At 44.8% G+C, this 21,509-nt stretch carries 26 protein-coding genes; 1 reads left to right on the forward strand and 25 read right to left on the reverse strand.

What is annotated here, in order from left to right:
* Nucleotides 1–43 precede the first annotated feature (43 nt).
* Nucleotides 44–1,549, reverse strand: coding sequence for a zinc metalloprotease (locus PESP_RS07615; RefSeq protein WP_089347490.1), 1,506 nt, complete (start codon nt 1,547–1,549; stop codon nt 44–46).
* Between the two features lie 352 nt (nt 1,550–1,901).
* Here PESP_RS07615 and PESP_RS07620 point away from each other — a divergent pair, with 352 nt between their 5' ends.
* On the forward strand, nt 1,902–2,270 hold the full coding sequence (locus PESP_RS07620) for a LexA family protein (protein ID WP_089347491.1): 369 nt from the start codon (nt 1,902–1,904) through the stop codon (nt 2,268–2,270).
* Between the two features lie 80 nt (nt 2,271–2,350).
* Here the strand turns inward: PESP_RS07620 and PESP_RS07625 are convergent, their stop codons facing one another.
* From PESP_RS07625 to PESP_RS07740, 24 genes are all read right to left on the reverse strand, one after another.
* Complete coding sequence (locus PESP_RS07625; protein ID WP_089347492.1) at nt 2,351–3,415, reverse strand: DNA cytosine methyltransferase; 1,065 nt, start codon at nt 3,413–3,415, stop codon at nt 2,351–2,353.
* Entirely contained in the window at nt 3,412–4,545 is a 1,134-nt protein-coding gene (locus tag PESP_RS07630) for a hypothetical protein (protein WP_089347493.1), read from the reverse strand. Before PESP_RS07630 ends, PESP_RS07625 begins: the two co-directional genes overlap by 4 nt.
* Before the next feature lie 210 nt (nt 4,546–4,755).
* Nucleotides 4,756–5,622 carry an FAD-dependent thymidylate synthase gene (locus PESP_RS07635; protein WP_089347494.1) on the reverse strand — a complete coding sequence of 289 codons (867 nt, stop codon included), beginning with the start codon at nt 5,620–5,622 and terminating at the stop codon, nt 4,756–4,758.
* An 11-nt stretch (nt 5,623–5,633) separates the two neighbouring features.
* Nucleotides 5,634–5,816, reverse strand: a complete 183-nt coding sequence (locus tag PESP_RS07640) for a hypothetical protein (RefSeq protein WP_055253325.1) — start codon at nt 5,814–5,816, stop codon at nt 5,634–5,636.
* A gap of 1 nt (nt 5,817) precedes the next feature.
* A complete protein-coding gene (locus PESP_RS07645) occupies nt 5,818–6,228 on the reverse strand; it encodes a DUF3310 domain-containing protein (protein WP_089347495.1) in 411 nt (136 codons plus the stop codon).
* A 28-nt stretch (nt 6,229–6,256) separates the two neighbouring features.
* Complete coding sequence (locus PESP_RS07650) at nt 6,257–6,859, reverse strand: helix-turn-helix domain-containing protein (RefSeq protein WP_089347496.1); 603 nt, start codon at nt 6,857–6,859, stop codon at nt 6,257–6,259.
* Nucleotides 6,860–6,994: 135 nt separating this feature from the next.
* Nucleotides 6,995–7,450: a hypothetical protein gene (locus PESP_RS07655; RefSeq protein WP_089347497.1), complete on the reverse strand. Its 456-nt coding sequence runs from the start codon at nt 7,448–7,450 to the stop codon at nt 6,995–6,997.
* Nucleotides 7,450–7,998, reverse strand: coding sequence for a 3'-5' exonuclease (locus PESP_RS07660; protein WP_089347498.1), 549 nt, complete (start codon nt 7,996–7,998; stop codon nt 7,450–7,452). The genes PESP_RS07655 and PESP_RS07660 overlap by 1 nt, the downstream gene beginning before the upstream one ends.
* A 239-nt stretch (nt 7,999–8,237) precedes the next feature.
* Nucleotides 8,238–8,945 (reverse strand): hypothetical protein, encoded by a 708-nt coding sequence (locus tag PESP_RS07665; protein WP_089347499.1) that lies wholly within the window; start codon nt 8,943–8,945, stop codon nt 8,238–8,240.
* Nucleotides 8,946–9,135: 190 nt separating this feature from the next.
* The gene (locus tag PESP_RS07670; RefSeq protein ID WP_089347500.1) at nt 9,136–9,564 is read right to left on the reverse strand and encodes a hypothetical protein; all 429 of its coding nucleotides are present in this window, start codon (nt 9,562–9,564) and stop codon (nt 9,136–9,138) included.
* Between the two features lies 1 nt (nt 9,565).
* Nucleotides 9,566–9,937 (reverse strand): hypothetical protein, encoded by a 372-nt coding sequence (locus tag PESP_RS07675; protein WP_089347501.1) that lies wholly within the window; start codon nt 9,935–9,937, stop codon nt 9,566–9,568.
* 31 nt (nt 9,938–9,968) lie between these two features.
* On the reverse strand, nt 9,969–11,354 hold the full coding sequence (locus PESP_RS07680; RefSeq protein ID WP_089347502.1) for an SNF2-related protein: 1,386 nt from the start codon (nt 11,352–11,354) through the stop codon (nt 9,969–9,971).
* Nucleotides 11,344–12,252: a PD-(D/E)XK nuclease family protein gene (locus PESP_RS07685; protein ID WP_164504411.1), complete on the reverse strand. Its 909-nt coding sequence runs from the start codon at nt 12,250–12,252 to the stop codon at nt 11,344–11,346. The genes PESP_RS07680 and PESP_RS07685 overlap by 11 nt, the downstream gene beginning before the upstream one ends.
* A gap of 125 nt (nt 12,253–12,377) precedes the next feature.
* Complete coding sequence (locus PESP_RS07690; protein ID WP_089347504.1) at nt 12,378–12,599, reverse strand: hypothetical protein; 222 nt, start codon at nt 12,597–12,599, stop codon at nt 12,378–12,380.
* Nucleotides 12,596–15,253: a primase-helicase family protein gene (locus PESP_RS07695; protein ID WP_089347505.1), complete on the reverse strand. Its 2,658-nt coding sequence runs from the start codon at nt 15,251–15,253 to the stop codon at nt 12,596–12,598. The genes PESP_RS07690 and PESP_RS07695 overlap by 4 nt, the downstream gene beginning before the upstream one ends.
* A gap of 343 nt (nt 15,254–15,596) precedes the next feature.
* Nucleotides 15,597–15,986 (reverse strand): hypothetical protein, encoded by a 390-nt coding sequence (locus PESP_RS07700; RefSeq protein ID WP_089347506.1) that lies wholly within the window; start codon nt 15,984–15,986, stop codon nt 15,597–15,599.
* 2 nt (nt 15,987–15,988) lie between these two features.
* Nucleotides 15,989–16,348, reverse strand: coding sequence for a hypothetical protein (locus PESP_RS07705; protein WP_089347507.1), 360 nt, complete (start codon nt 16,346–16,348; stop codon nt 15,989–15,991).
* Nucleotides 16,349–16,350: 2 nt separating this feature from the next.
* Nucleotides 16,351–17,079, reverse strand: coding sequence for a hypothetical protein (locus PESP_RS07710; RefSeq protein WP_089347508.1), 729 nt, complete (start codon nt 17,077–17,079; stop codon nt 16,351–16,353).
* Between the two features lie 78 nt (nt 17,080–17,157).
* Nucleotides 17,158–19,209, reverse strand: a complete 2,052-nt coding sequence (locus PESP_RS07715) for a DNA polymerase (RefSeq protein ID WP_089347509.1) — start codon at nt 19,207–19,209, stop codon at nt 17,158–17,160.
* Complete coding sequence (locus PESP_RS07720) at nt 19,206–19,784, reverse strand: hypothetical protein (RefSeq protein WP_089347510.1); 579 nt, start codon at nt 19,782–19,784, stop codon at nt 19,206–19,208. Before PESP_RS07720 ends, PESP_RS07715 begins: the two co-directional genes overlap by 4 nt.
* Before the next feature lie 76 nt (nt 19,785–19,860).
* A complete protein-coding gene (locus PESP_RS07725; RefSeq protein ID WP_089347511.1) occupies nt 19,861–20,334 on the reverse strand; it encodes a hypothetical protein in 474 nt (157 codons plus the stop codon).
* Nucleotides 20,335–20,378: 44 nt separating this feature from the next.
* Complete coding sequence (locus PESP_RS07730; RefSeq protein ID WP_089347512.1) at nt 20,379–20,783, reverse strand: hypothetical protein; 405 nt, start codon at nt 20,781–20,783, stop codon at nt 20,379–20,381.
* A complete protein-coding gene (locus PESP_RS07735; protein WP_089347513.1) occupies nt 20,780–21,061 on the reverse strand; it encodes a hypothetical protein in 282 nt (93 codons plus the stop codon). The genes PESP_RS07730 and PESP_RS07735 overlap by 4 nt, the downstream gene beginning before the upstream one ends.
* 24 nt (nt 21,062–21,085) lie before the next feature.
* Nucleotides 21,086–21,448: a hypothetical protein gene (locus PESP_RS07740; protein WP_125939505.1), complete on the reverse strand. Its 363-nt coding sequence runs from the start codon at nt 21,446–21,448 to the stop codon at nt 21,086–21,088.
* Nucleotides 21,449–21,509: the final 61 nt, after the last annotated feature.

The following is a 21,509-nucleotide window of genomic DNA, read 5'->3' on the forward strand; positions in this document are numbered from 1 at the left end:
AAATAAAGCCGCAACAAGCGGCCTTATTCGTAAGTAGGGACTATTATATTGAGTCGCTATATTGACTAACTTCTCTAAGATAAAGCGCTACCGCTTTCTTGTTATTTTCTCTTCCAGCTCCAAGGCGTATTTTCTTCTTCTTCTCATAGTCATCAACTAAACGAGTAGGGGAAGATAAATAAGGGTGTCCTGTACAATAACTAGTTTTTATAGTTTCCTCACATATATTGTTATATGCCATAAAAGATTTTACTGCCTCTACACTACCGCTACTATCCTTATAACTTCCTATAAAAGCTCTTGCATAAGATTTACCTGGAACATCATTATATTTACTATGCCCAGCACCCAATACATGCATTAGCTCATGCTGCGGATAATACAGGTTTGGATTTGGATTTATTCCCCAACCAGCAACAGCAAAGCCTGTATGTTTGTTTCTGTAGTCTCCATATCCATAAGGGGTTAGAGCTAGGCCTGCGTATTGATTGTTAGAGTCATAGGATAAATGTACGAACATAACTACATCAGCTTTCCACTGTCTACGCATTTCTCTTAACTGTGGACTATTTGACATACGTTCTAGGATTGTTTTGTAGTCAGTAGGGCAGCTCGAACCGCATACGTCGCTTGGTGGGAGGCTGTATGCGTATCTTAAGTTAGAGTTACCACCAGAAGTAGCAACTTTCTCATAAGCAGTAGAATAAACAAAAGGTATAAAATTAGGTGCTTCACCTGTAACAAATTTTTCGTTCACAAACATGTTCTGTACGTCTTTTAAAACAGGAATAGGGTAACGGCTCCTAAATTTGTAATCTCTCATAACCTTGGCTATTGAAGGGTGCACAAGCCAGAGTATTTGAACTGAATGATTTAATTTAACCGCATTTTCAGGATTTAAAGGGTATTTAACCGTCCATCCGTTAACTGCTTTGGAACTTATAGAGCTATCGGGCCTAAAATCAAGACTGTAAGGGATGTTAACTTTTACACTTTCAGGTACTTCATAAGTATCATTTTCTAGCTTTATATTTTCATCAACAATAGCATATTTTTTGGCGCTTTTAACGGTCCAGCTTTTATCGATTTCTATAATGTATTGGTATTTAGTGCCATTAATTAGAAGCTCCATATCGCCAATTTCATCTTTGAATGGAGTATCGTGTAAATAGGTTAAATTGAAGTCCCATTTACGGGAAGGGCTTTTTAAAAAAATGGAATATATTTTATTATTCAGGTGTGTAATATCAGTTACATACAGTTCTTTTGTTGTCAGATCTGGATCATTGTGGCCAAAGGTAAGGTTGGTCTTGAATTCGTCGTCATTAAACTTAATTGTGTGTGTATTGTCGCCACCAAAATTGATTTCATTTTTTACATTCATATCCTCAAGCTCAAGATGGTTTATTGATTCTTGAGTTAGAATTTCCAGGCTATCAATTTGGGAAGGAGTAAACACAAAGTCTTTAAGAGGTAATGAGTTTTCGAATTGTGCGTGAGAGCACATACTAAATCCAAGCAAAAAGGCTGCAAAATATTTATATTTCATAATTTATCATCCGTTTAAATTTAAAATAAGTTCAAATAATGAACTTAAATATTGTACCAAAAAAAGGTAATAAAACAACATTAGTATTATAAAATATTTATAATAAAGTTACTTTTCATTAAAAACGATAACTTATAAACTTACTTGCGCGATATAGCTTATGTCTAACTATAAAAAATATGTAACGTAATTATTTTTATGTGGATAGCTCAGTCCGACAATTGCACTTTATGGTCACCTGCAAGTCAGTTTACTTTTAGTTGCTGGTATTTAATAAATGCCAAAAGCTGTATATATATACAGCTCTTTGGTATTATACCCTTACTCCAAACTAAAATTCTTGAAGCCCACTATGCTCACAGAAAACGCCCAAATTGGGCCTCAACTCACAGACTTAGAAAATACGCTTGACTCTACTTTTATCAAAGACTCCACATTTATCGGCCGTGCCAGTGGTCGAAGTATGGAGGGCGTAGGGATATACGATGGAGATATACTGATAATCGATAGGGCTCAAGATGTTAAACATTATGATGTCATCGTAGCGTGCTACAACGGTCTATTTATATGCAAAATAGCAGATATGAAGAACAACCAGCTCGTGTCCGCTAGCCCAGATTATAAGCCAGTTAAAATAAAGGCAACCGACGAGTATTGTGTTGAGGGTGTCGTTACACAGTCGATAAGAATGCATAGGGGGAGTTCTAGGTTGGGGGATTGATTTTTTAGAGTTTCCCCTCATCGAAGCTTAATTAGGCCACAATAAAGGGATACTTATAATTACTTAATCAGGTACTCCAACTAGTCTCTAATACTCGGTTCTGGAAGAGCAAGTATCGCCTCACCTGCACCTCTATATAAAGGTAGACCTAATAGGTTTTCTGTTTCGCAGTGAGTCGGTTGAGGGTATTGAAAATAATGAAGATTCTTGGCCGCTACAAAAAATAGCCTTCGTCTTTTCTGAGGAACTCCGTAGTCAGCAGCCATTAACTCTCTATGTGTTACGTCGTAACCAATATCATGAAAAGATTTATATATCTCTTCAATCATATTTGCACTTTTCACTTGTGCAAGACCGTAAACGTTCTCCATTACTACTATTTCGGGTTTTAGAGCATCGACATGCCTTATATAGTCTCTGTAAAGTACGCCAAGAGGGTCATTTGTCGCCTTTTGCTTACCTGCAACACTGAAAGGCTGACATGGGGGGCCTCCTATAATTACATCTGGGGCTTTCCCTACAGCCCTAATCACAGTCGAAGGGCAAAGTTCCGTTATATCTTCACGGTGGAAATTCCATTCAGGTCTGTTGTGTTTTATAGTCGCTTCAGCCCACTTTTCTATATCACTTGTGAAGCAAGTTTCAAATTCAACTATGTTGTCGGAGGCTTGTTCGAAACCTAAATCAAGCCCTCCTGCACCGGTAAAGTAAGAAGCAATTTTTATTTTTCCACCAAGGTTTAAGCGTTCAAAATATTTAGCTACTTCTTTAGCAAGTTCCTTTGCTAAACCTACGGGGACAGCATTTCCGATCTGCTTATGAATTTGCCCTAGTGTACCTTTGAATTCATAATCTATTGGAAAGTCTTGGAGTACAGCAGCCTCTCTGGGAGTTACGTACCTATCCTGTTTCGGGTGTACGAACTTGTTAAATATATAAGCAGTAACAGTAAGAGATGGTTTGTGCTCCTCCAATCGAATCAAGCGCATATTCGGACCACCTGTTTTTTTTTCCCCCGTGCGGATAAAACTTGCGTGTTGCAAGTGTTCAGGCAAGTCGCCCATTTTTCCACCTGGAGGAAGGTGTTTCATTCTCTCAAGGACTACACCACTATATTCTCTAGTCTCATGATTTGGTAATTTCATATTTTCATGTCGCGTAAAATAGGTTCTTCTAAAGTGATTATAAAGTCGAAGGCTCTTCTAAGATCTTTAGAAAGTATTGCCTCGTGTCCATCGATCGTTTTAAAATCCTTCTCAAGACCCCACATCATATCAGTAAAAGGGGTGACGTACTCACCCCCATGTCTATATGCTGGAAGATTAGATATTATAGCTGTTTTTAATCTAGAATCACCTTTTAGGTTTGTCCCAATTTTAAGTGATTGATAAATAGCCTTCTTAATATCATCGGTGCGGTCCATCCCAGCACTTGTTTTGCTATCACTTATTGACTCTTTCTTAGGCCACCCATCTAAATCTTTAGCAATTTTAGGAGGGCTACCGCTAGCATTTGCAAGAAAAAACATTTTATTCGTTCTGTCTTTATGTGTGTATGCAGCTTTGGCTGATAACCATTCATTAATCGAATCGTTAATTATTGTTTTGTTACTTTCATCTATTAAAAAGTCGACCAAAGGTTTGAATGGCCAGAGAGCCCCTTCAAGCGTGCCTAGTGGGATGGGCCCTATACCATGAAGAAAAATTGCTGAACTGCTAGATCTCAGCTGTGATGTTGTAATTGTAAGTTTTTCATGGTTTCCACTTAAACAGCTCTCTGGGACATTAAAAACAAAAGGGTAGGTGACCAAAGGTGCAGATTTAACCTCGGCAAAAATTATGAGTCCAGACTTGTGTTTGAGTACTGCATCTGCGGCTTCAGAACCTCCGATGACAAGTACCTCAGATAATTCGGGATAAAGCTTTTCAATGAATCTTAAGATCATCTCACTACTAAGTTTGCCCAAAGCCCCAGATTGCGGCTTTACGGCTTTTTGGTAGGTCCATTTATTTTTATTCGTGTAGCATGGTGAACATAAATTTATAAAGCCAAGATGGGAGTTATACTCACTACTAATATGGCTACATTGTTCAATGGATTTTTCTACCCCAGAGGTTGCATCTATGTAGGCACAAGAAATCATTAGGTCAAAGCAAAAAGCATGAATATGCGGATCCTGTCCTTCTAGCCAGTTAAGTAATCGATCGACCTCAGTTCTCCAAGGGTAATCAACTAATGGTTGTTTTCCTTTTATATTATTAAACTCAAATGCCATTTCATTCCCTAAAAAAAATATATATATCAATACTTAATCTTAATTATATTTTGCAGGATAAAAGTCTTTTTTTCTACTTAAAGTTGTTGTTCTTGATAAACGTAGAGCTCATAGCTCATTTGAGCTATTGATAGGAATGCAATTATTTGCATTGTTCAACTGAGTTGGGTTTCAAGTATTAGGCTCACATGAGAATGAGCCTAATATTCTTTATTGACAAACAACATGCCCCTTAATGAGCTGTCTATGTTGAATCCAGCCACGGAAGTTACCCGACCAACGACCACCGTCAACGTCAAAGTGTGTAACGCCAATACGTTTAGCTTTGGCCTTCGTTAGCTTATGGTAATTAGGAATAGGTGTAGCTTGATGCTCGAAAGGGGAGGCATGAACACGGTCGCCTGATGTTAATGACTCAAAGATACGCAGCGCCTTGTCTAGTGACATATCAAGCGTACGGTAGCTAACCTGCGCACAGCACGAAACAGAAATAATTAGTAGCTCTTGTAGCTCGTAGCACTCACGCATTTCGTCAGTTATGTAGGGTAAATGCCACTCCTGATAGCCTAGTTCAACAGGAACACTGTTATTTAAGGCCGTGCTTATTTTACGTGCGAGTTCACGTATCTCTGGTTGTGCGTCTTTGTGGTCGCGTAACCATAAGAAATTCGCCCACTCCGTCGATGTAACCACAACCTTCATTGTCTGAAAGGTTTCTAATATACGATTCGAGACTTGCTTGTGTAGCTTTACCTTTTCCATTCCCCAATGAAACATACATGCCGCTTTCGATGCACCTTTCCACAAAGCGCGTGCTAAGCAGGACGGGAGGGTCTTTAAAGTCGTCTGGGCTTGCATACCACTCTGGTTCGTGCCCCAGTGTATAGGCAACTCTGGCGTATTCCATACTTGTTGTCTCACTTTCTTTGTTGGTATAGCGCGTGAGCTTGCACTGTTTCTTGAGAAAACACGATGCGTCATAAGCTCCGCGTGAATGAATCTAGGGTATTCTAGTTCTGCTGTTGTAATACGTACGCCATTGGCGATTGAATCTGCAATAATTTTTACTGTTATCATATTTATTAGTGTTACTGTTTAAGCCAGTCGTTAAAATTTTCTACATGTATGAGTAAACGGCCATCCTGCGCTCTGCGCCAGTGCTTTTCCTCAAATAGTTGTCCACGCTTAATTTTGCTACGTAGGGCGGCAACGGTGTAACCCGTTGCCTTAGCCATAGCGTTAAGCGTTACCCACTCAACGTTAAAAGCCATATTAACCCCCATTAAGCAATAAATGTTCTGCGGCTATAGGGAACAGCTCAAGCTGCCTAGCACGCGCGATTAACAACTCGTAGTCACCCATAGAGGCAGATATAAGGGCAACTAAAAGCTCGAATTGATCTCTTTCAAATTCTTCAGCCATTGCTGATAACATGCGAATCATGCAGTAGCCGACGTCCTCAGATACAAAGTTAGGTCTATATATAAGGGCGTTCTTAATGTAATAATTTCTTTTTCCGCGTTCCAAGCCGGTTGTGTCTTTGAGGCCAAAGCGCCAAATGTATTTAAACGCATTACCTGTTGCAAAATCCATATGCCTAATAAAGTGAATAGCCTCCACTGAGCGGGTGTTGTAGTGGGGCGATTTTTCTATAATGTCATGTTGTTGTGCTGAGTCAGGCATTTAAATTCCTTTAGTACACACTCGTACTCTATCTAAATTTTCTCCCTCTAGCTTGCGGATTATATACAGACACGACTCTAAAAACGTCGTCTTTAGGGTCAACTAAATAGCGTCTTCCACCTTGCCAGAGTTGTTCCAAGATCTCCCAGCCTTCTTCGGTTTCTGATAGCTCACCAAACACAATTGGTTGTCCCTTCTTACGAAGGTAAACCACTCTGTCGCCATCCCGTACGTTACCCTTTGGGTTAACGAGCAGCATTGACCCTTTCTTTAGGCCGAAATCGTCGTAGTCCACTTCTATGAAGTACGACTCATCGCATTCGAGTATAGTCTCAACAAGCGCTGACGGGTTTGTTGGCTTACGCCCCGACAGCGTTGCTAATACTCGTAACGGCTTCTCTGGAACAGTGTCCGAGGAAGCACCGAAGTCAGACAGCTCAAGCCCTGTAAAAGCGGTGAACTTAGTCAAAAAGTCAGTGTTAAGCGGAATCGTCCCTCTCAGATATTGACTGAAAGCCGACTGGTTCATGCCCATAGCCTTTGCTGCTCTGGCCTGACTTAGCGCCGTAGCATCTTTATGGGATGACCATGCAAGCTGTACTTTCTTTAGTACATCATTACTGTATTCCATCTTAAAAATTCCCCGTTGTGGTTGTGTTGCTTATACATAATTTAACAGTAGCACTGTTACATGTCAACGCATATGTTAACGTTTGCTAAGACATGAACACCACATTCGGAGTGGCCTCCAGCCGATCTAGCCTCCCTATAATCGATGGTCTGAAAGCCCCCCCTCTAATGTAGTTTCCTCAATAAATGCTGCTATAGCTGTGTAGTTTAATTTTTCTGCACGATTGGCAAATTCTTCGGCGGTTATGCCGTTAACCCATTCGCTAGGGTCAGTTAGGACAACACCACAAACTTGTCGTTGATGTTTTATGGCTTCGCAGCCGATGATCACTACTGCAAGCTCATGGGCCTCTACAGCTTCATTAAGCCACAATAGCTGCTGTGCAGATAAGTCGGGCTTAACGACCGTCGTAGGCCGCTTGGGTAGTGTCTTTATGAATTTGTACTCAGCCCATAACGGGCGTTTTCCATTGCGGTGCCGATAAAATGCGTCAGGTACGCCACCCGCGAAATTATCGTTGATTTTCCACATACGCATTATATTCGAATTCAGTCTTTTGCCGACGTTCGCTGTGTACTGTGATTCAATCATTACAAGCCCAACGCCTCTAATCGCTTGAATAGAGTAAGCGCTTGTGCCTCTGCGTCGAATAATGCGTGGTGTGCAACAGTCGGCTCAACTCGTTCAATTTGTGGGGTTAGGTTCTTGATAGTGCGGTAACACATATCGCCACGGTAAGACCAAGGGCGGGGGAGGCCACAAATCTTGCAGGCTTCGGCTATCAGCACATTGTCCATCGCTGCGCCATTACCCCACAGGCGAATTTCGTCGGCAGGTACACCTTTCGATTGCTCCGCGATAAACTCGCTTAGCTCGATTAGTGCGTCTTTAACTGGCTTATGTGCGTAGTTACCCTTAAACTCGTCACGCTCTGCTTGCTCTTGCTGTAGCCACCATAGGACGGTACTCGCGTCGATGCGGAAACCTGCTTTTTGGCTATCTTCGAGGCTAATACGAGTGTAGTAGCCTTTGTGTATCTTTCTGTTTTTTAAATCCATTGGAACAATGCCGATTGACAGAATCGCGTCACCTGCGTTCGTGCCCATAGACTCGATGTCCACCATGTAATCGCTGACCATTATATTCTCCTGTTACCATTGGCCACCAAAAATTTAAGGCGCTAATGTAAAGTATTGTAAAGGTGTTTTGAAGTGTTAATTTTATGAAATTTAATAAAAAATTAATTGTTAACGAAAGATTCAAAAAATAGTAAATTTTTATGATCAAACTTTAAACATTCATTCATTTTGCTTTAATATTTTACACAAAAAAGCCGACCCTAAAACGAGTCGGCCAATGCCCTAAAGTGGTAGGGCTATTATGCTGCTTCGGTCTTTGAAGCAAATAAAGCGCTATACATTTCAACAGCTTGCTCGTATAACTCGTCTGGAGCATGAGCGACAAGTGATATGTCGTAGTTGAAGAAATTACCTGAGCTATTAGACTCGGACACAACGCCTAATTGCCACACACAACCAAAGCGAGGGTTGCCTTGTTTTTCTTCGTCATTAATCAGGGTGTTCCAGATTCGTGACTTTTTGACTTTAACCCCCGGCATATCAAGTAGTGCAACAGATTTCGGATTACCTTCATCATCTAGCAGTAATACTAGGTGAGTAGGGTTCTCAGAAATATCATGGTCTTTCACCGCTAGACCTTGTTCTTCTAGTGCGTCTAGGGCTTCTTGTTCTGTGTCGTATGAACCGACCATACCGCCGCCTAACTTACGTTTACGCCATACAACGATTTTCTTTGTAAAGCTTAAGTTGATTAGGAACAGCGATGTGTATAGTTCTTCTGTAACGCTATTCATGATCATACCAGCTTGTGCGCCGTCAACTTGTTTAGGGTTGCCAGGCTCTACTTCTGGGTTGATCATTTGTAACAGTTTTAAGCGAGGAATGGCTAAGTCGTCAGTGCTAACATTTTCAGAGCCGCGGCCAACGTATTCGCTACGTTCTTCAATAGTTGCTACACCTGTGAACTTATCTTCTGCTTTAACAGCTACGTTAGTGTTATTTGCCATGATGGTATTCCTTATATTCGTTATTCATTATTCGTTAATGAGTCATTGGATCAAGTTATTTGATCGAAAAACACCCAACGACTGACTAGGAAGTAGGGGGTTAGCAAGCAACCACAACAGGTACATAGAGAGAACCAGTTGAGGCTGCAATATTAGTATTACTGTTAAATCAAGTCAACAGTGTTACTAATTAATTTTTACGTACCGATAGTTTTCTTACTTGAACGGGTTTTACTCCTGCTAGTGTGTCACCCATTGAAATAAGCTCTCTAAATGGTGCTGCATTGACTTTACGCTGTAGGAGGTAAAACGCATCATTGTCTTTAATGTACTCGTACAATGCGTCCCAATCCGTAACAGAGGGTTGTGTTTCTTCGCTCATAGATATAGCACCTACGCCAACGTAAGCTACTTTTTCGCCTACTTCTAGGGTTGCTTTTAGGTAGTTCTCAAGCTCGGTTTTACGCTCTTTAAGAGCTTTTAGCTGCTCTGCTTCAATTAGAGCTATCTCGCGACGAACGCGAAACAACTCGGTAACTACAGCCTTACGGTCTGGTAGCTCGCTGGCCGGAATATCTGATAGTTCAAACTCTTCATTTAATTTCTCTGCTGCTGACATTTTATGCTGCCTCTTGTTCTGTGTTTTCAGTTAATTCCTTTGGGGCACGGCAACCTGCGTCAAAAAATGCGTGTAGCTTATCCATCGCTTCGTCGAACGCTTGTACTTTGGTCACTGGCGTAGTTTGCAATTTGGCTTTTAATCGTTTGCACTCAGCGGTTAGCTTCGTTATCTCGTCAAGGTTCAAGTCGGCCATAGCACTTTTTAAACCTTCTTCGGCTTCAACTAATTTCGCACGTGTTTCTTCGAAGTCGCTACCGAACTCAACAACTTGCTTGCGCGTGTGGCGAACGTCTTTAACGGCCTCGTTGAACGCTTCAAGGTCAAAGTCTGCTGCTGTGATTTGGAATTTGTTTAAAGGTAAGTTGCTCATAATGGTTCTCTCTATAATGTAAAAGTTGTGGTTAGGCTGCTTGCGACAGTCCTGCGATAGTGTTTAGTAAGTCAATCATGTTCATCTGCTTGTTGAGCATCTTCTGGTAGACTTCTTCCTCTACCGTCTCCTCAGCCGCAATATGAATAATCTCGGTCTTACGTTGTTGGCCTGTTCGTACGATACGGTGGTTAAACTGCTCGTAGAGGTCGGCACGATAAGTAGGGCTCGCCCAAATAACACGGTTCGCCATGGTCAATGTCAAACCGTGCCCCGCTGATTGTGGGTGAGCGAAAATCACATGTATGTTGCCCTGCTGGAATTGGTGAACGATTCGGTTACGCTCTAACGACGGTGTATCGCCATCTATTACCGCGTAAGTAATCTTTCGTTTTTTGGCCTCGGCTATCAGGCCATCACGTTGATGTGTCCAGTTGAACGCAACAAGCGCGTGGTCTGTCTCCTCAACCAAGTCAAGCACCAGCTCATAACGTTCTTTGTGTACGTTAATGACTGATCCATCTTCGTTATATACGCCACCCGATAACGTTTGCAGTAGCTTTTGCATACGTGAACCCGCATGAACGGCATTCAGCATTTCGCCACTTTCTAATGCCAATACTGACTCCCGTTTTAGGAACTCGTAGTCGCGGCGTATCTTCTTAGGCAGCTCAACCGTTACCTCTCGGTAAATGGTCTCTGGTAACTCTTGAACGTCATCAAGGGCAACGCGTGAGGTAATGTCCGATAGCATCAGTGTCACATGGTCTGCTGCACCGGCTTTATCTTCCCACTTCATTGCACTCGCTGGTGCACCAACAATAGGCTTGGGGTCACACACTTGCTGGCGAAAACCAAAGAAGTTTTTACCTAAGCGCTCGCCTCGGTCTATCAGGAAAGCTAAGTGCCAAATGTCGAGAATGGTATTAGGGGAGGGTGTACCCGTCATAAGCGCCATTTTCTCAATGTCACCCGCAATACGGTTAATGGACTTGGAACGCATAGACGTTCTGTTTCGGAAGGCATCGCCCTCGTCAACAATGAGAACATCGAATTTAGACGCGTAGCCTTCGTTGTCGATCATCTTAACCGTGTCATGGTTCGTGATTACCCATTGGGCGTTACCCTCGAAGGCTTTACGTTTTTTGGCCGCTGTTCCCGCAGCGATGACGTAGGTTGTTTCGGGCCAGCCAAAGCGCAGGTCTTTAGCCCACGCTGGCGTTAAAATGGAAAGGGGCGCGAGTACAAGAACACGGGCATCAGGCCAGTAGGTTTTTACCGCATGAATGCAGGCGAGCGTTTTGCCCGTCCCGCATCCGTCGAAGTTCAACACTCGCCCTTTGTCGCCCCACAGGTTGGCAAATGCCTCTTGGTGGGCGAACGGCTTAAACGTCGGTTTTTCTTTTTTAGGCAACATCTAAACCTCGATAGTGGTCAAAACCACATGCGCCGTTACCGTATGCTTTACCATCACGGTTAGTGTTGCAGCCGTACTCACAGAAACGACACGTATGCGCGTTCGCTGTAGGTATGAAGTCTTTAGTCGTTGTTAGCTTTTTAGCACGGTTATGGTAGCGAAGTAGCAGCATACCAAGCTGGCGACGGTTGAATGTGCGAACCATCTTAGTACCGTCGTCTAAGTACCAAAACTCAACCTTGAACACGTCAATCTCAGGGAAACGGTGCATTGTATGCAGCGCGTAGCTAAGCCCTTGGTCTGCGTGCTTCATTTCGTTGCCAAACTTCTGACCTGTTTTGTAGTCGATGATTCGGCATGAGTTTTCGTTCTCACGGATGAATACGTCAAGTTTTGCGCGACCCCAAAGCTCGTCGTCGTCCCAATCGCACGGCGACCAATCTTTGCGGATACCCCAATTTTCTTCCATTGTGATTTTACCTTCACGGTAGTCATCACGCAGGCTAGAGAAGTCCGCAGAGAATTGGTCGAACTTGGTTCGGTTATCCGCTGGTAACTCTTCTACGTCACCACGAACCCAAGCTTCGCAGCCGTCGTGAATGACCGTTCCTCGTTGTGCGGCCTCTCCAGAATCGACGGCTATTTTGTCTACTTTGCCTAGTTTGACTGCCCATTGACAGTTTTCGAACTTCTTGAGTGTTGAGAATGACCAGGCTTTGACAGCTGCTGTTGGGAAGTCGACGACCATTGCGCCGCGTTCATCTTCACGCGTTTGCTTTGCTTGTTTAAGTGCATCCGATAGAGCATTTAAGTCTCCCGCTTTTTTAACTGAATTGTTTTTTGGTGCTTGCGTGATTACGGCTTTTTGTTTTGTTTCTTTAGCGCGAGCGCCTAGCATTGCTGCTAGACCCTCTTTGCTGTCCGCTTTCACCGCATCCGAAGGCTTTGGTGTATTGCTCTTACCTTGTATTGTTTGTTGACCAGACTCAGCGGCCTTGGCCTTAAGTTTGGCAGCAAAATCCATTACGCGGCCTCCTTCGCATAGCGGCGAATGAACGCTGCGCAGTCGTCTATACCTATGTAAATTTCACCTTTATGCTCAATTGCTGGCGCCGAGCGAAGACCATGCGGATTACTTTCCGATAGGCGAACAACATCGAGTTCTACGCCAGCTAGCTCAGCGTATGATTTAACGTCAGGGCAGAATTTACATCCACGGGCTGTGTATAAGATTGGATTTTTCATAGGTCGTATCCATTATTTGAATATATTTCGGGTTCAACGGATTGTTCTAGCTCAGCTCTAGCCTCAGCCATAGCTCGCTCGAAGTCCTCGCTGGTTCTTTTTTCTGGGTCGATTGATGAAACGTTGCTCGGCAGAGTGCTGTTAGCATCTTTGATTGCCTCTAGCACTTCCTCGTCGCTGTAGTTCCAAAACACCTCTACGCATCGTGGTCGTGATGGCAGTGGCGCTCTTGCACCTACAGGACGTGATTTACGTTTCTTCTCAACATCGTGCGTTGATAGCATTCGAGATAGGGCGTTTTCAGATATTTCCTTACCCGCCAAGTAGCTGTAAAGCATGCGTAAATCGTCAGGTAGCAAGTAACATGCTTTACCTGTATTCACGTGCTCTAAGTTGGCCGTCAGGAATGTCTTAACACGCGTCAACTGTGCAAACTCTTTAGGCTCAAGGTTCGCTGTCGACTTATCAAGAATACCGATGAACGCACCAAAGTCACCGTCACGTAGCGCAGTGAAGAAGCTATCGGATGCGCTCATACCTGCTTTCTGCGTGTCGATGCGTGCTTGGTTCATAATGATTGAACCAGATTGGTGAGTGTCCACCTTGAATGAGCGAAGGTAAGTCGCAAAGGCGTGTAGCTCGCCCTTAATCAACTCGTCCGTGTGCTCTCGGTGCGATTTGATGTACTCAAGACGCGCTTCAAGGTTTCTCTGCTGCCTCGGTGCAATGTTGTAACGGCGTTTATCCGTTACAGGCATTGCGTCCAAGTCGTTTGTCGCGAATATGAAGTTCAGCCGTTGAACAACCTCTCGCTGTTGTTGCTGCATCTTACGAAGCATCATTGTCGGCTCGGTAATACGCGTTTTTAACAGTGACGCTGCTTTTGTTAAGCTCGCTGCACCGCGCATGTTGAACTCGTCAACCATCAGCAACATTAAATCTTCCATCCAGCCGTTAAACTGGTCGTCGGCTATCCCTTGCAGCGTGTTCTGTGCCACATACTGCTGACCGATTAGTGGGCGTAACACTGACTTAAACAGTAAGCCTTTACCCGTACCCTCTGTACCATGCACAAGCCACGCGGTCTGTGTCTTGTCTCGTTTCTGCATGATGAACGCAAGCCAGTTAATGAAATGCTCAAAGCAGTCCATATCGTCACCCAACATGTTTAAGATGATTTCACTGATGACAGGGCAGTCGTAGTGCAGCATCCAAGCATTGCCGTATGTTAGGGTTTCAGGGTAGTCATGCGTCGTTTTGTCACGCATGTAAACCGACGGCTTGAATCGGTTTATGTAGTCTTTGTCGCCTATCGCAAAGCGGGTTTCACCTCGGTTCGGGTCTAACGTCACATGAATAGCAGGTACAGGGTCGGGTACTAGCTGGCCGTAGTGCTTTAGCCACTCAGCAGCTATTTGCGCGTTCTTACGCTCCTTTAACTCAACAACTTCGTCGTTATCTTTGTCGTACTCCATCGTCATATACATGTCAGACGTTTGGTCGATAAACATTGAACGTTGAACTTTGCGAACGATACCTTCGTCGTCCTTCACTTCCTCGTATGCCTCACCATACTTCTCGATATGCTTGGCATATGCTTCAGGGTCAGCACTTTTGAACAAAAAAGCAGGCTCGTCAGGTATGAAACAGCGCACAACCTCTGGGTTAGAGCGAGCTACCCAGTACGCGTTGTTCTTACTGCCACCTACGTTATAGCGGACAAACTCGTCGTCCTCATAGGCAAACTCCATACGAACGGTCGGCGGGTTAGCCATAACATTCATTGGACGGCCATCGACGTTTATTCGCGTAAACTTCGGTTTGTGCCTTACAATCCCAGCCTCTTGTTGCAACTCCTTAATTTTGGTATCACGTATCTGGTTTATAGCGTCCATCTTGTCATGAACGGCCTCAAGCAAAGGGTCTAGGTTAAGTAACTCTTTACCTTTTTTAACCAGCACAAAACGCTCGTCATCGTTGATAAACGGGTTAGTGCGCTTTGGGCCAAAACTAGGCGGGGCAATGTAAATTAGACGGGCGGGTTCCGCTAAGCATGGGTCTATAACACTCTTTAGGCGTGTCTTTGTTTTTGTTAGCTTCAACCTGTTATAAATGTCAGACTGAGAGTAGTTAAGGGACGTAAGCCACTCTTTTAACGCACGGGGGGACACTGAATTTTCAAGTAAAAAGTGTATGTGAACCGACACTTCATCTTGGTTCAGGCCAAATGAGCTTGAGGCCATAGCTACGTAAGAAACGTCATGCAAGGCAGTGGGTAACATTTCAATTACCGACTCAGCAACCTGCTTAACGTCTGACGAGCGGTAGCGCTCTTTTAGCTCACCCTCTAGTCTCAGACCATCAACGTCCAGCACCAAAAACTCGGTACGGGCATCTTGGTCAGTCATGTTTCGACGTGACTCATGAGCTAAAGGACGGATGAACAAACCCTTGTAAAGCGCTCGACCATATCGGGCGTTCTCTAATAGCAACTCTCGGTAGCCTGCTAAGCCTTCTTCCTCTACGTTCAACTCTGCTTCGTACGACGTTAATTTTGCAGCAAGCGGGTACGAGCGTGAGCTACCATCAGCTAAGCCAATCGTTTTACGCATCGGACCTATCTTGCTGTGCGCGGAAACAAAGTGTAGTTTCATTGTCTTTATGCCTCCCTTGGGTATTTTTCGAAATCGTCTGCACAATCTTTGTCACAGAACAACCGGTCAGGCTCGTGAACCAGTGGTTCGTCACAGTTGTAACAGGCTTCTTTAGGTGTCAGGCGAGGGGTCTTGACCTTCGCGTTTGCTAGCTGAACAGCAAGCATTAACTCCTGCTGTTCAACTGATTTGTCTATGTAATCAGGCATCTCGTTAAAATTAATTATTAATTATTAGTAATTAGTTTGTGGATTTTAACAGTGTTACTAATAATAATCAGCAGTATAAAATCGATTTTAAGTAGTCACACTGCTAAAACTTAAACTCCGCTGCATTCTAATAGTTAGTCCAGTCGGGTTGTAATCCATTTTCCTTCATCTTGAATAGCAACTAGGGCGTACGGATAGACAAAGGCTCGCTGTCCCGTACGTGGATTAAGTATCATTATAATAGGGGCTAGAGGCTCATCTTCGGGGTAGTGGTACATACCGTCCTCATCAATTGTTACTCGATTCCCCCATTGATGGCCGTAAGCGTAGTTGTCGTCTACGTTCTGCTTGAATGTGCTATGCTCATCACCATTACAAAGTAGTTGTGGGATAAGTCCTGCGTACTCAACAAGGTCGGATGGTGTTAGCTTAGGGTCAAAGCCTTCGTAAAGTGTCGGGTTCGTTACACCAATGAATGACAGGCCGTCTGCCGTTACACTCGTAAATTCTTGATGATTGTTCATGGTTATTCACCTAAGTCACATTTTGGGCAGTCCAGCTCCGTAACCGCAAGCTCTGAGCCATCAGGCATTACAGACTTCGTTTGACGGTAGCTAGGGCGTAGGAATGTGTTGCACTTCAAACAACGGCGATTGTTAGTCTCCTCTCGGTCGCCAGCCCCCATCACAGGCTTTTCGTTGGCATACTCAATGAAAGGGTGGAACTCAGGCTCAATCTTGTTCGCTACGTGCTTCTGCGCTTTACGTAGGTTAGGAAACACCATCACCTCGTTATTGTCGTCTTTAAGCACTTTAGGTTCATCGTCGGGTAGCACCAGTAGCACTACCGTAGGTTTAGTCTTTGCAAAGTTATTTGGTTTAGCCATTGTTACGCCGCCTTCTTAATGTCTTTGATGAATTTCGTTGCCACTTTATTGCGCTTGCAGTAGTCCATAATGTGGTCTTTCGCTATTTGTGAATCTATTTCAGTAGGTGATGAGTTTTGAGCCATGGCCCAATTGATTTCACCTGTTTTCAACAGTACGCCTTGTCGTGTGATCCCACGCGCTTTATGGTGGAATTCGAGTACAGGCGTATCAGGTACTCCGTTGTATTCGTTGTCCTTGCTCACGTACATGTGCGGGATGACGCGAATGCTATTGCCCGTTTCAGGGTCTTGGTAGAAAGGCATAAAGCCCTCAGCTTTCAGCGTACGGCTCAGCTCGGTCGCTTTCTTCATTGCCTCAACCTTCTGCTTTCTAGCCGCCTCAACGTCAGCTTTAAGTTCAGCAATTTTCGCCTTCTGAGTCTTGTTCACTTTCTCAAGGCGTTTAGGGTCAAGGCGCTGCAATAGTTTTAGCTCAGCACGTAACTGCTGAATCTCAGCGCGATCTTTTTCTTTGTGCTCGATAGCTTTGTCGATCACTTCACTCTGCTTGTTAAGCAGGCGATTCTTTTCGTTAATGACAGCCTGCATGTCGTCCACCTGTGCCTGTAGTGCCTCAATGTGGTCAACCGCTTCGTTAAATTCGTCTACAGTTTTGTTGTGCGCTTCTGCAACAGCTACGATGTCCTCAAGTATCTTAGTTGCGCTGTCTGCTATGGCTTGTACTGTCATTTTCTGTCTCTCTGTTATGTGTTCTGTGAAAAAGGCGCAGGTAAGTAGGGGAAACCCACGCCTTGCGGTTTCAAGTTGTTACTTAGAATATTCTTTGGCGTAACCGCCTTCATTCGCTAGCGGTAGCCCGATGGCCCATTCAGGGGCTTTGGACATATTGCGCTCCATGATTGAAAACGCTTCGTCCTCTTTGCCTTCTTTCAAGGCGGCAAGTAGCTCATCGTGAACGCTACCCATTACCCAGCCTAGATACTTCTCATCTAGCTCTCGGTCTACGTTCACAAGCTGCTCGGCCAGAATGTCACGCGCCGTCGCTTGCGAAATGTTCTCGATAAGCAGGCCATGCCATAGGTATTTTGGAATAGGCTTGCCCCAGAGGTCGTACTTGTCAGAGTCGAATACAACCTTCATCGAGACACCCGACTGTGTTTCTTCGCCCTTATAACGCGCGTTGCTATACTGCAGAACGCGGCCAGACGGCAGAACTACTTGGTCTTTACGTGCAACGTATAGGTCGTTCGGTCCAAAGCGCAGCTCGCCACCGTTCACAATCACCGGCATGACTGTGTTCGCCAAGAAGTGCCACATCGCTTTAATCGCGTAGTGCTTAACGTCATACGCATTCTTTACGTTGCGACAAAACTCATCGTCTTTGAACATCGGTTCCATGCCAAGCGGACCACTCGCAAGGTACTGCTGGAAGCCAAACCAACCCATTGAGAAGCCAAGACCAAGGGCAGCAGCCTTACCCATTTGGCGCTCGTCAGGGTGCGTTTTCTTCTTAACCGTATAGCCAAATATGTCCGTCGCAATGTCGCTGTATAGGTCGAAGTTCGGGTCGTTGCGGAAGTTCTCTAACAAGTCCTCTTGGCCGCAGAACCATAAGTTCACACGCAGCTCAATGTTAGATAGGTCACATACGCCAATCTGATAGCCGTCAGGGGCTAACATCGACAAGCGGTGTTTACCGCCACGGGTGTTATTTTGTTGGTTAAGCTTTTGCCCACCCGACCAGCGGCCTGTCTGACCCGCACCGTAGTAGTTAAGGAAGAACGGCATACATGCGTCGGTGAACCCGTGTTTACGGAAGGTAGACGACACGCTAATCATTCGCTCTGCACGGCTCTTGGCAATAGTCGACTTCATACGCTCACGGGCTTTGTATAGCACCGCGTACTCAGGGTTATCTATCTGTAGGCGAATGTACTCAGGGTCGCCTTTACCAAGGGCAGGGGTTAACAGGCCAGTCGTCTTAGAAATCTTCTTAGGAACGCGTAGGTCGAAGTGCCTTAGTAGCACCTCGTACTGAGGGTTCGAGCTGAACGTTTTAGGTGTAATGCCCGATATGTCATGCTCCGCACAAAAACGGATAGCCTCAACAACCGCCTCGCCATCTTTGATGTTCTCTTCCTTGATAACTTCCTCAAGCAAGTCGTGGCGAATGTCAAACTGCGGCTCGATAGCGCCACGTAGCGTGATGTGCATTGCACGTAACTCAGTGCTGTTCGCTAGGCCAATACGTGGTATGTAGGCCAAGAACAAACGGCGCATTAGGTTAACGTCTTGACGACAATACTTAGCAAGGGATGCGTGCTGCTCCTCGCTAATGTACTCGTACTTGATACCGTCAACGTCCGCTAAGTCGTTACCTTTACGAAGGGCTGGGTCATCAGGCCATTCGTCCTTTGCACACGCATTTAGACTGCTCGGTCTATGTGCCGCTAGGTACTTACGCATCAGCATTGTGTCGAAGTAAAAGTCGAACTCTAACCCATAACGCCAGTTACAAATTGCACCGTCAAATACCGTGTTATGCGCGACAAGGCCAATACGTAAACCATCAGCGCGTGCGTCTTTCAACTTCTGCATCTGTGCATTGTAGAACGCACCGCCATGGCCGTAGTCAATGTACTCGTCTAGGTCGATAACCAGCCCTAAGCCTGTTTCATGAAAGCGTGGGTCGTAGATGTACTCAGGGTAGGTTAACGACTTCAAGCTAAATGATTTAGAGCCATTGTTCGCTTTTGACTTGTAGAATGTCTCCCAATCAAGGAACACGATTATGTCTAGGTCGAACGCCTTTTTAATGACGTTCAACGCTAGCTTGTCGTCTTGGGTGAAGCAGCTCATGCCACTTCACCTTGTAGGATACTGTCTAATGACTTACCTTCTTTTTGCTCCTCGCAGTATTCGTCCGGGATAATTTCAGCGAGCCCTGGCGTTTCTTCAACAGCTGTACGAAGCGTCTTATGCGTCTCAAGGTATTTGACCATCTTAAGCTCGATTTCTTCGGCCTGCTGCTTAACAAGAGCGCTCTTAGGGAATAAGCCCATGATGCGCTCCTCAAACATTGGCAGGTCTTTAAACAGCGTGTCGTTCACGTTACCGATTTGGTAACAGTAAGGAATTGGTTTCTCGCCACCAAAGTCTAAGTTCATAATGTCAGCCTTGTCCGCACTAGTAACCGTGATGTGCGGGGCAACAGGCAGTGTACCGTCCATAATGGTTGATACGTCTTCACCGTCAGCGCACAAGTTACCTATGCCATACATATCGAATAGGGCGGCATACACGTCACGGCCTAGTTCAGCCAGCTCTCGGTTAAGGCTTTCGATGCGTCCGCCTATCTGCGCGTTAACAACGGCAAGTGCTATCTTGCGACGGTTATAGGCGTTAAGGCGTAAGCCCAGCTTTAGTTTTTTCATGGTCAAATACCTGTGTTGGTTAGAGGGTGAGTAGTGCGCTACTCACTACTCGCTAGATTATTAGTGTTACTGTTAATTAAAGTGATTCTAAAACGCCAATGGCAGATTGAATGGCCTTTAGTTTGTCATGCGCCTTCAAGCGCTCGGCATGTGTTGAGTCTTGAGAGTCGCGGATATTGGCTAACTCTTCGGTTATCATTTCAAGCCCCAATGTCAGCCCATCAATACGTGCTTTGCGGTTGGCTTGGCGCTGCTGCTCTGATTCGTCCTCATCGTCAGTGATACAGTTCGATAGGGTGGTTACAAAGCGGCGAGTCACGTGCGATTGAGTGCGCTCGTTAAACATGGCGTAAAGGCTTTGGTCGTCAACATTGCTTTCGATGAAGTCAACAACGTACTCCATTTGGTTGTCGTCGCTCACATCACGTAAGATTTCGCTAATGTCGTTGCCATCTTCCACGGCATCTTGAACAATGCTTGAAAGGTCGATTGCCATTTCGAGGCGCTCTACGTCGTGTGACTCTAATGTGTAATTTGAAAGTCGTGACATTTAAAATGCTCCCATATGTTGCTTTAATACTTGGTAGTCGTAGCTCATTTTTTCCCATAGCCCCATTTATCTTCCCACTCGCTAGTACAAGGGGAAGCATCGTGCTTAAGAACGTAGGCTGCGCGCTTTTTTGCCTCTATCAGGCTGTCAGGCCAATTCATGCTAAACAGGAAGTCCCATTCTTCGCTCATGAGACCCTTTCCACATAGTTCGGTCGAGTATCCTGTGAAGTCAAAATGATCTTCACACCAAAACTCCTGTGGGAAACCATCAATGTGCGCTAGCCGTCCAGCTATACAGAATGTTGTCCCGCATTCGTTGGCTCTTTGTCTTAAATTCTCTAGGCTTGTGTGATTGGATATATTTGAGAAGCAAACCATATCCACCTCAAAAGGCTCAAGTTCAAGTATCCGTTTGGCTGTATGCTGGTATTTGCTCAACTGTGTCATGCTGCTTGCGCCATACGATGTTTAGTAACGAACAGTGACTTAGGGCGTGTGCCACTGGCTATGTCTTTGTGGATTTGCATGTAATCCCACATACGGCCACCTTTCTCGAAGCTATGCGAACGCATACCGGTGTAGTGCTCGATGTTCGCTGTGCGTAGGTTGGCTTGGTCAATGCGGTTGTGGGCCTTGTTCGTGTTACGCGCTAACGCGCGCACTTGGCCTTGTAGTTCACTGATTGCTTCTTCTAATTTGGTTAGTTGGTCTTTGTTTCCAAACATGACTGGTACTCCGTGTCTTGTACTCTAATGCAGAGGGCGAACAGCGTTGGCATCACGCTCTGCTTTTTCAATTTCTTTGATTAATTGCCCGAATATGGCGTGTAATGGGTGGTTCTCGTCAACCTTCTTGAAGGTCGCGCCTTCATCATCTTCTGGCTCGTCGGCAATATCCTTGTAGTCGTTCTCATAGTTGCGCAGCACAACCGCTTTGAAGCCTTCGTCATCTTCAATACGGTCTCTTAGCTGGCTGATAATGTTGATTGCTTCGTCAAATGCGCCCGAAATAGCGTCTTTTGCTTGCTCTGGCTTGAAGTCTTTGTAGGCTGGCGCTGTCTCCGCAACAAAGCTCGTTAGGGTCGATGCTAACACTTTCGCTCGGCGGTCCATTGTGTGCGCATCGTCCATTAGTATTGTCGTGAGTGGTACATAAATCGGCATCTTCTCAAGC

Source organism: Pseudoalteromonas espejiana DSM 9414 (assembly GCF_002221525.1).
Taxonomy (GTDB): Bacteria; Pseudomonadota; Gammaproteobacteria; order Enterobacterales; family Alteromonadaceae; genus Pseudoalteromonas; species Pseudoalteromonas espejiana.

What these genes read in the sequence shown, in the direction of transcription:
- PESP_RS07730 (WP_089347512.1), bottom strand. Translation starts at nt 20,783, where the DNA reads ATGACACAGTTGAGCAAATACCAGCATACAGCCAAACGGATACTTGAA.
- PESP_RS07620 (WP_089347491.1), top strand. Translation starts at nt 1,902, where the DNA reads ATGCTCACAGAAAACGCCCAAATTGGGCCTCAACTCACAGACTTAGAA.
- PESP_RS07725 (WP_089347511.1), bottom strand. Translation starts at nt 20,334, where the DNA reads ATGTCACGACTTTCAAATTACACATTAGAGTCACACGACGTAGAGCGC.
- PESP_RS07705 (WP_089347507.1), bottom strand. Translation starts at nt 16,348, where the DNA reads ATGGCTAAACCAAATAACTTTGCAAAGACTAAACCTACGGTAGTGCTA.
- PESP_RS07685 (WP_164504411.1), bottom strand. Translation starts at nt 12,252, where the DNA reads ATGCTAGGCGCTCGCGCTAAAGAAACAAAACAAAAAGCCGTAATCACG.
- PESP_RS07740 (WP_125939505.1), bottom strand. Translation starts at nt 21,448, where the DNA reads ATGGACCGCCGAGCGAAAGTGTTAGCATCGACCCTAACGAGCTTTGTT.
- PESP_RS07695 (WP_089347505.1), bottom strand. Translation starts at nt 15,253, where the DNA reads ATGAAACTACACTTTGTTTCCGCGCACAGCAAGATAGGTCCGATGCGT.
- PESP_RS07735 (WP_089347513.1), bottom strand. Translation starts at nt 21,061, where the DNA reads ATGTTTGGAAACAAAGACCAACTAACCAAATTAGAAGAAGCAATCAGT.
- PESP_RS07625 (WP_089347492.1), bottom strand. Translation starts at nt 3,415, where the DNA reads ATGAAATTACCAAATCATGAGACTAGAGAATATAGTGGTGTAGTCCTT.
- PESP_RS07690 (WP_089347504.1), bottom strand. Translation starts at nt 12,599, where the DNA reads ATGAAAAATCCAATCTTATACACAGCCCGTGGATGTAAATTCTGCCCT.
- PESP_RS07680 (WP_089347502.1), bottom strand. Translation starts at nt 11,354, where the DNA reads ATGTTGCCTAAAAAAGAAAAACCGACGTTTAAGCCGTTCGCCCACCAA.
- PESP_RS07720 (WP_089347510.1), bottom strand. Translation starts at nt 19,784, where the DNA reads ATGAAAAAACTAAAGCTGGGCTTACGCCTTAACGCCTATAACCGTCGC.
- PESP_RS07655 (WP_089347497.1), bottom strand. Translation starts at nt 7,450, where the DNA reads ATGATTGAATCACAGTACACAGCGAACGTCGGCAAAAGACTGAATTCG.
- PESP_RS07715 (WP_089347509.1), bottom strand. Translation starts at nt 19,209, where the DNA reads ATGAGCTGCTTCACCCAAGACGACAAGCTAGCGTTGAACGTCATTAAA.
- PESP_RS07645 (WP_089347495.1), bottom strand. Translation starts at nt 6,228, where the DNA reads ATGCCTGACTCAGCACAACAACATGACATTATAGAAAAATCGCCCCAC.
- PESP_RS07640 (WP_055253325.1), bottom strand. Translation starts at nt 5,816, where the DNA reads ATGGCTTTTAACGTTGAGTGGGTAACGCTTAACGCTATGGCTAAGGCA.
- PESP_RS07615 (WP_089347490.1), bottom strand. Translation starts at nt 1,549, where the DNA reads ATGAAATATAAATATTTTGCAGCCTTTTTGCTTGGATTTAGTATGTGC.
- PESP_RS07710 (WP_089347508.1), bottom strand. Translation starts at nt 17,079, where the DNA reads ATGACAGTACAAGCCATAGCAGACAGCGCAACTAAGATACTTGAGGAC.
- PESP_RS07660 (WP_089347498.1), bottom strand. Translation starts at nt 7,998, where the DNA reads ATGGTCAGCGATTACATGGTGGACATCGAGTCTATGGGCACGAACGCA.
- PESP_RS07675 (WP_089347501.1), bottom strand. Translation starts at nt 9,937, where the DNA reads ATGAGCAACTTACCTTTAAACAAATTCCAAATCACAGCAGCAGACTTT.
- PESP_RS07635 (WP_089347494.1), bottom strand. Translation starts at nt 5,622, where the DNA reads ATGATAACAGTAAAAATTATTGCAGATTCAATCGCCAATGGCGTACGT.
- PESP_RS07670 (WP_089347500.1), bottom strand. Translation starts at nt 9,564, where the DNA reads ATGTCAGCAGCAGAGAAATTAAATGAAGAGTTTGAACTATCAGATATT.
- PESP_RS07700 (WP_089347506.1), bottom strand. Translation starts at nt 15,986, where the DNA reads ATGAACAATCATCAAGAATTTACGAGTGTAACGGCAGACGGCCTGTCA.
- PESP_RS07630 (WP_089347493.1), bottom strand. Translation starts at nt 4,545, where the DNA reads ATGGCATTTGAGTTTAATAATATAAAAGGAAAACAACCATTAGTTGAT.
- PESP_RS07650 (WP_089347496.1), bottom strand. Translation starts at nt 6,859, where the DNA reads ATGGAATACAGTAATGATGTACTAAAGAAAGTACAGCTTGCATGGTCA.
- PESP_RS07665 (WP_089347499.1), bottom strand. Translation starts at nt 8,945, where the DNA reads ATGGCAAATAACACTAACGTAGCTGTTAAAGCAGAAGATAAGTTCACA.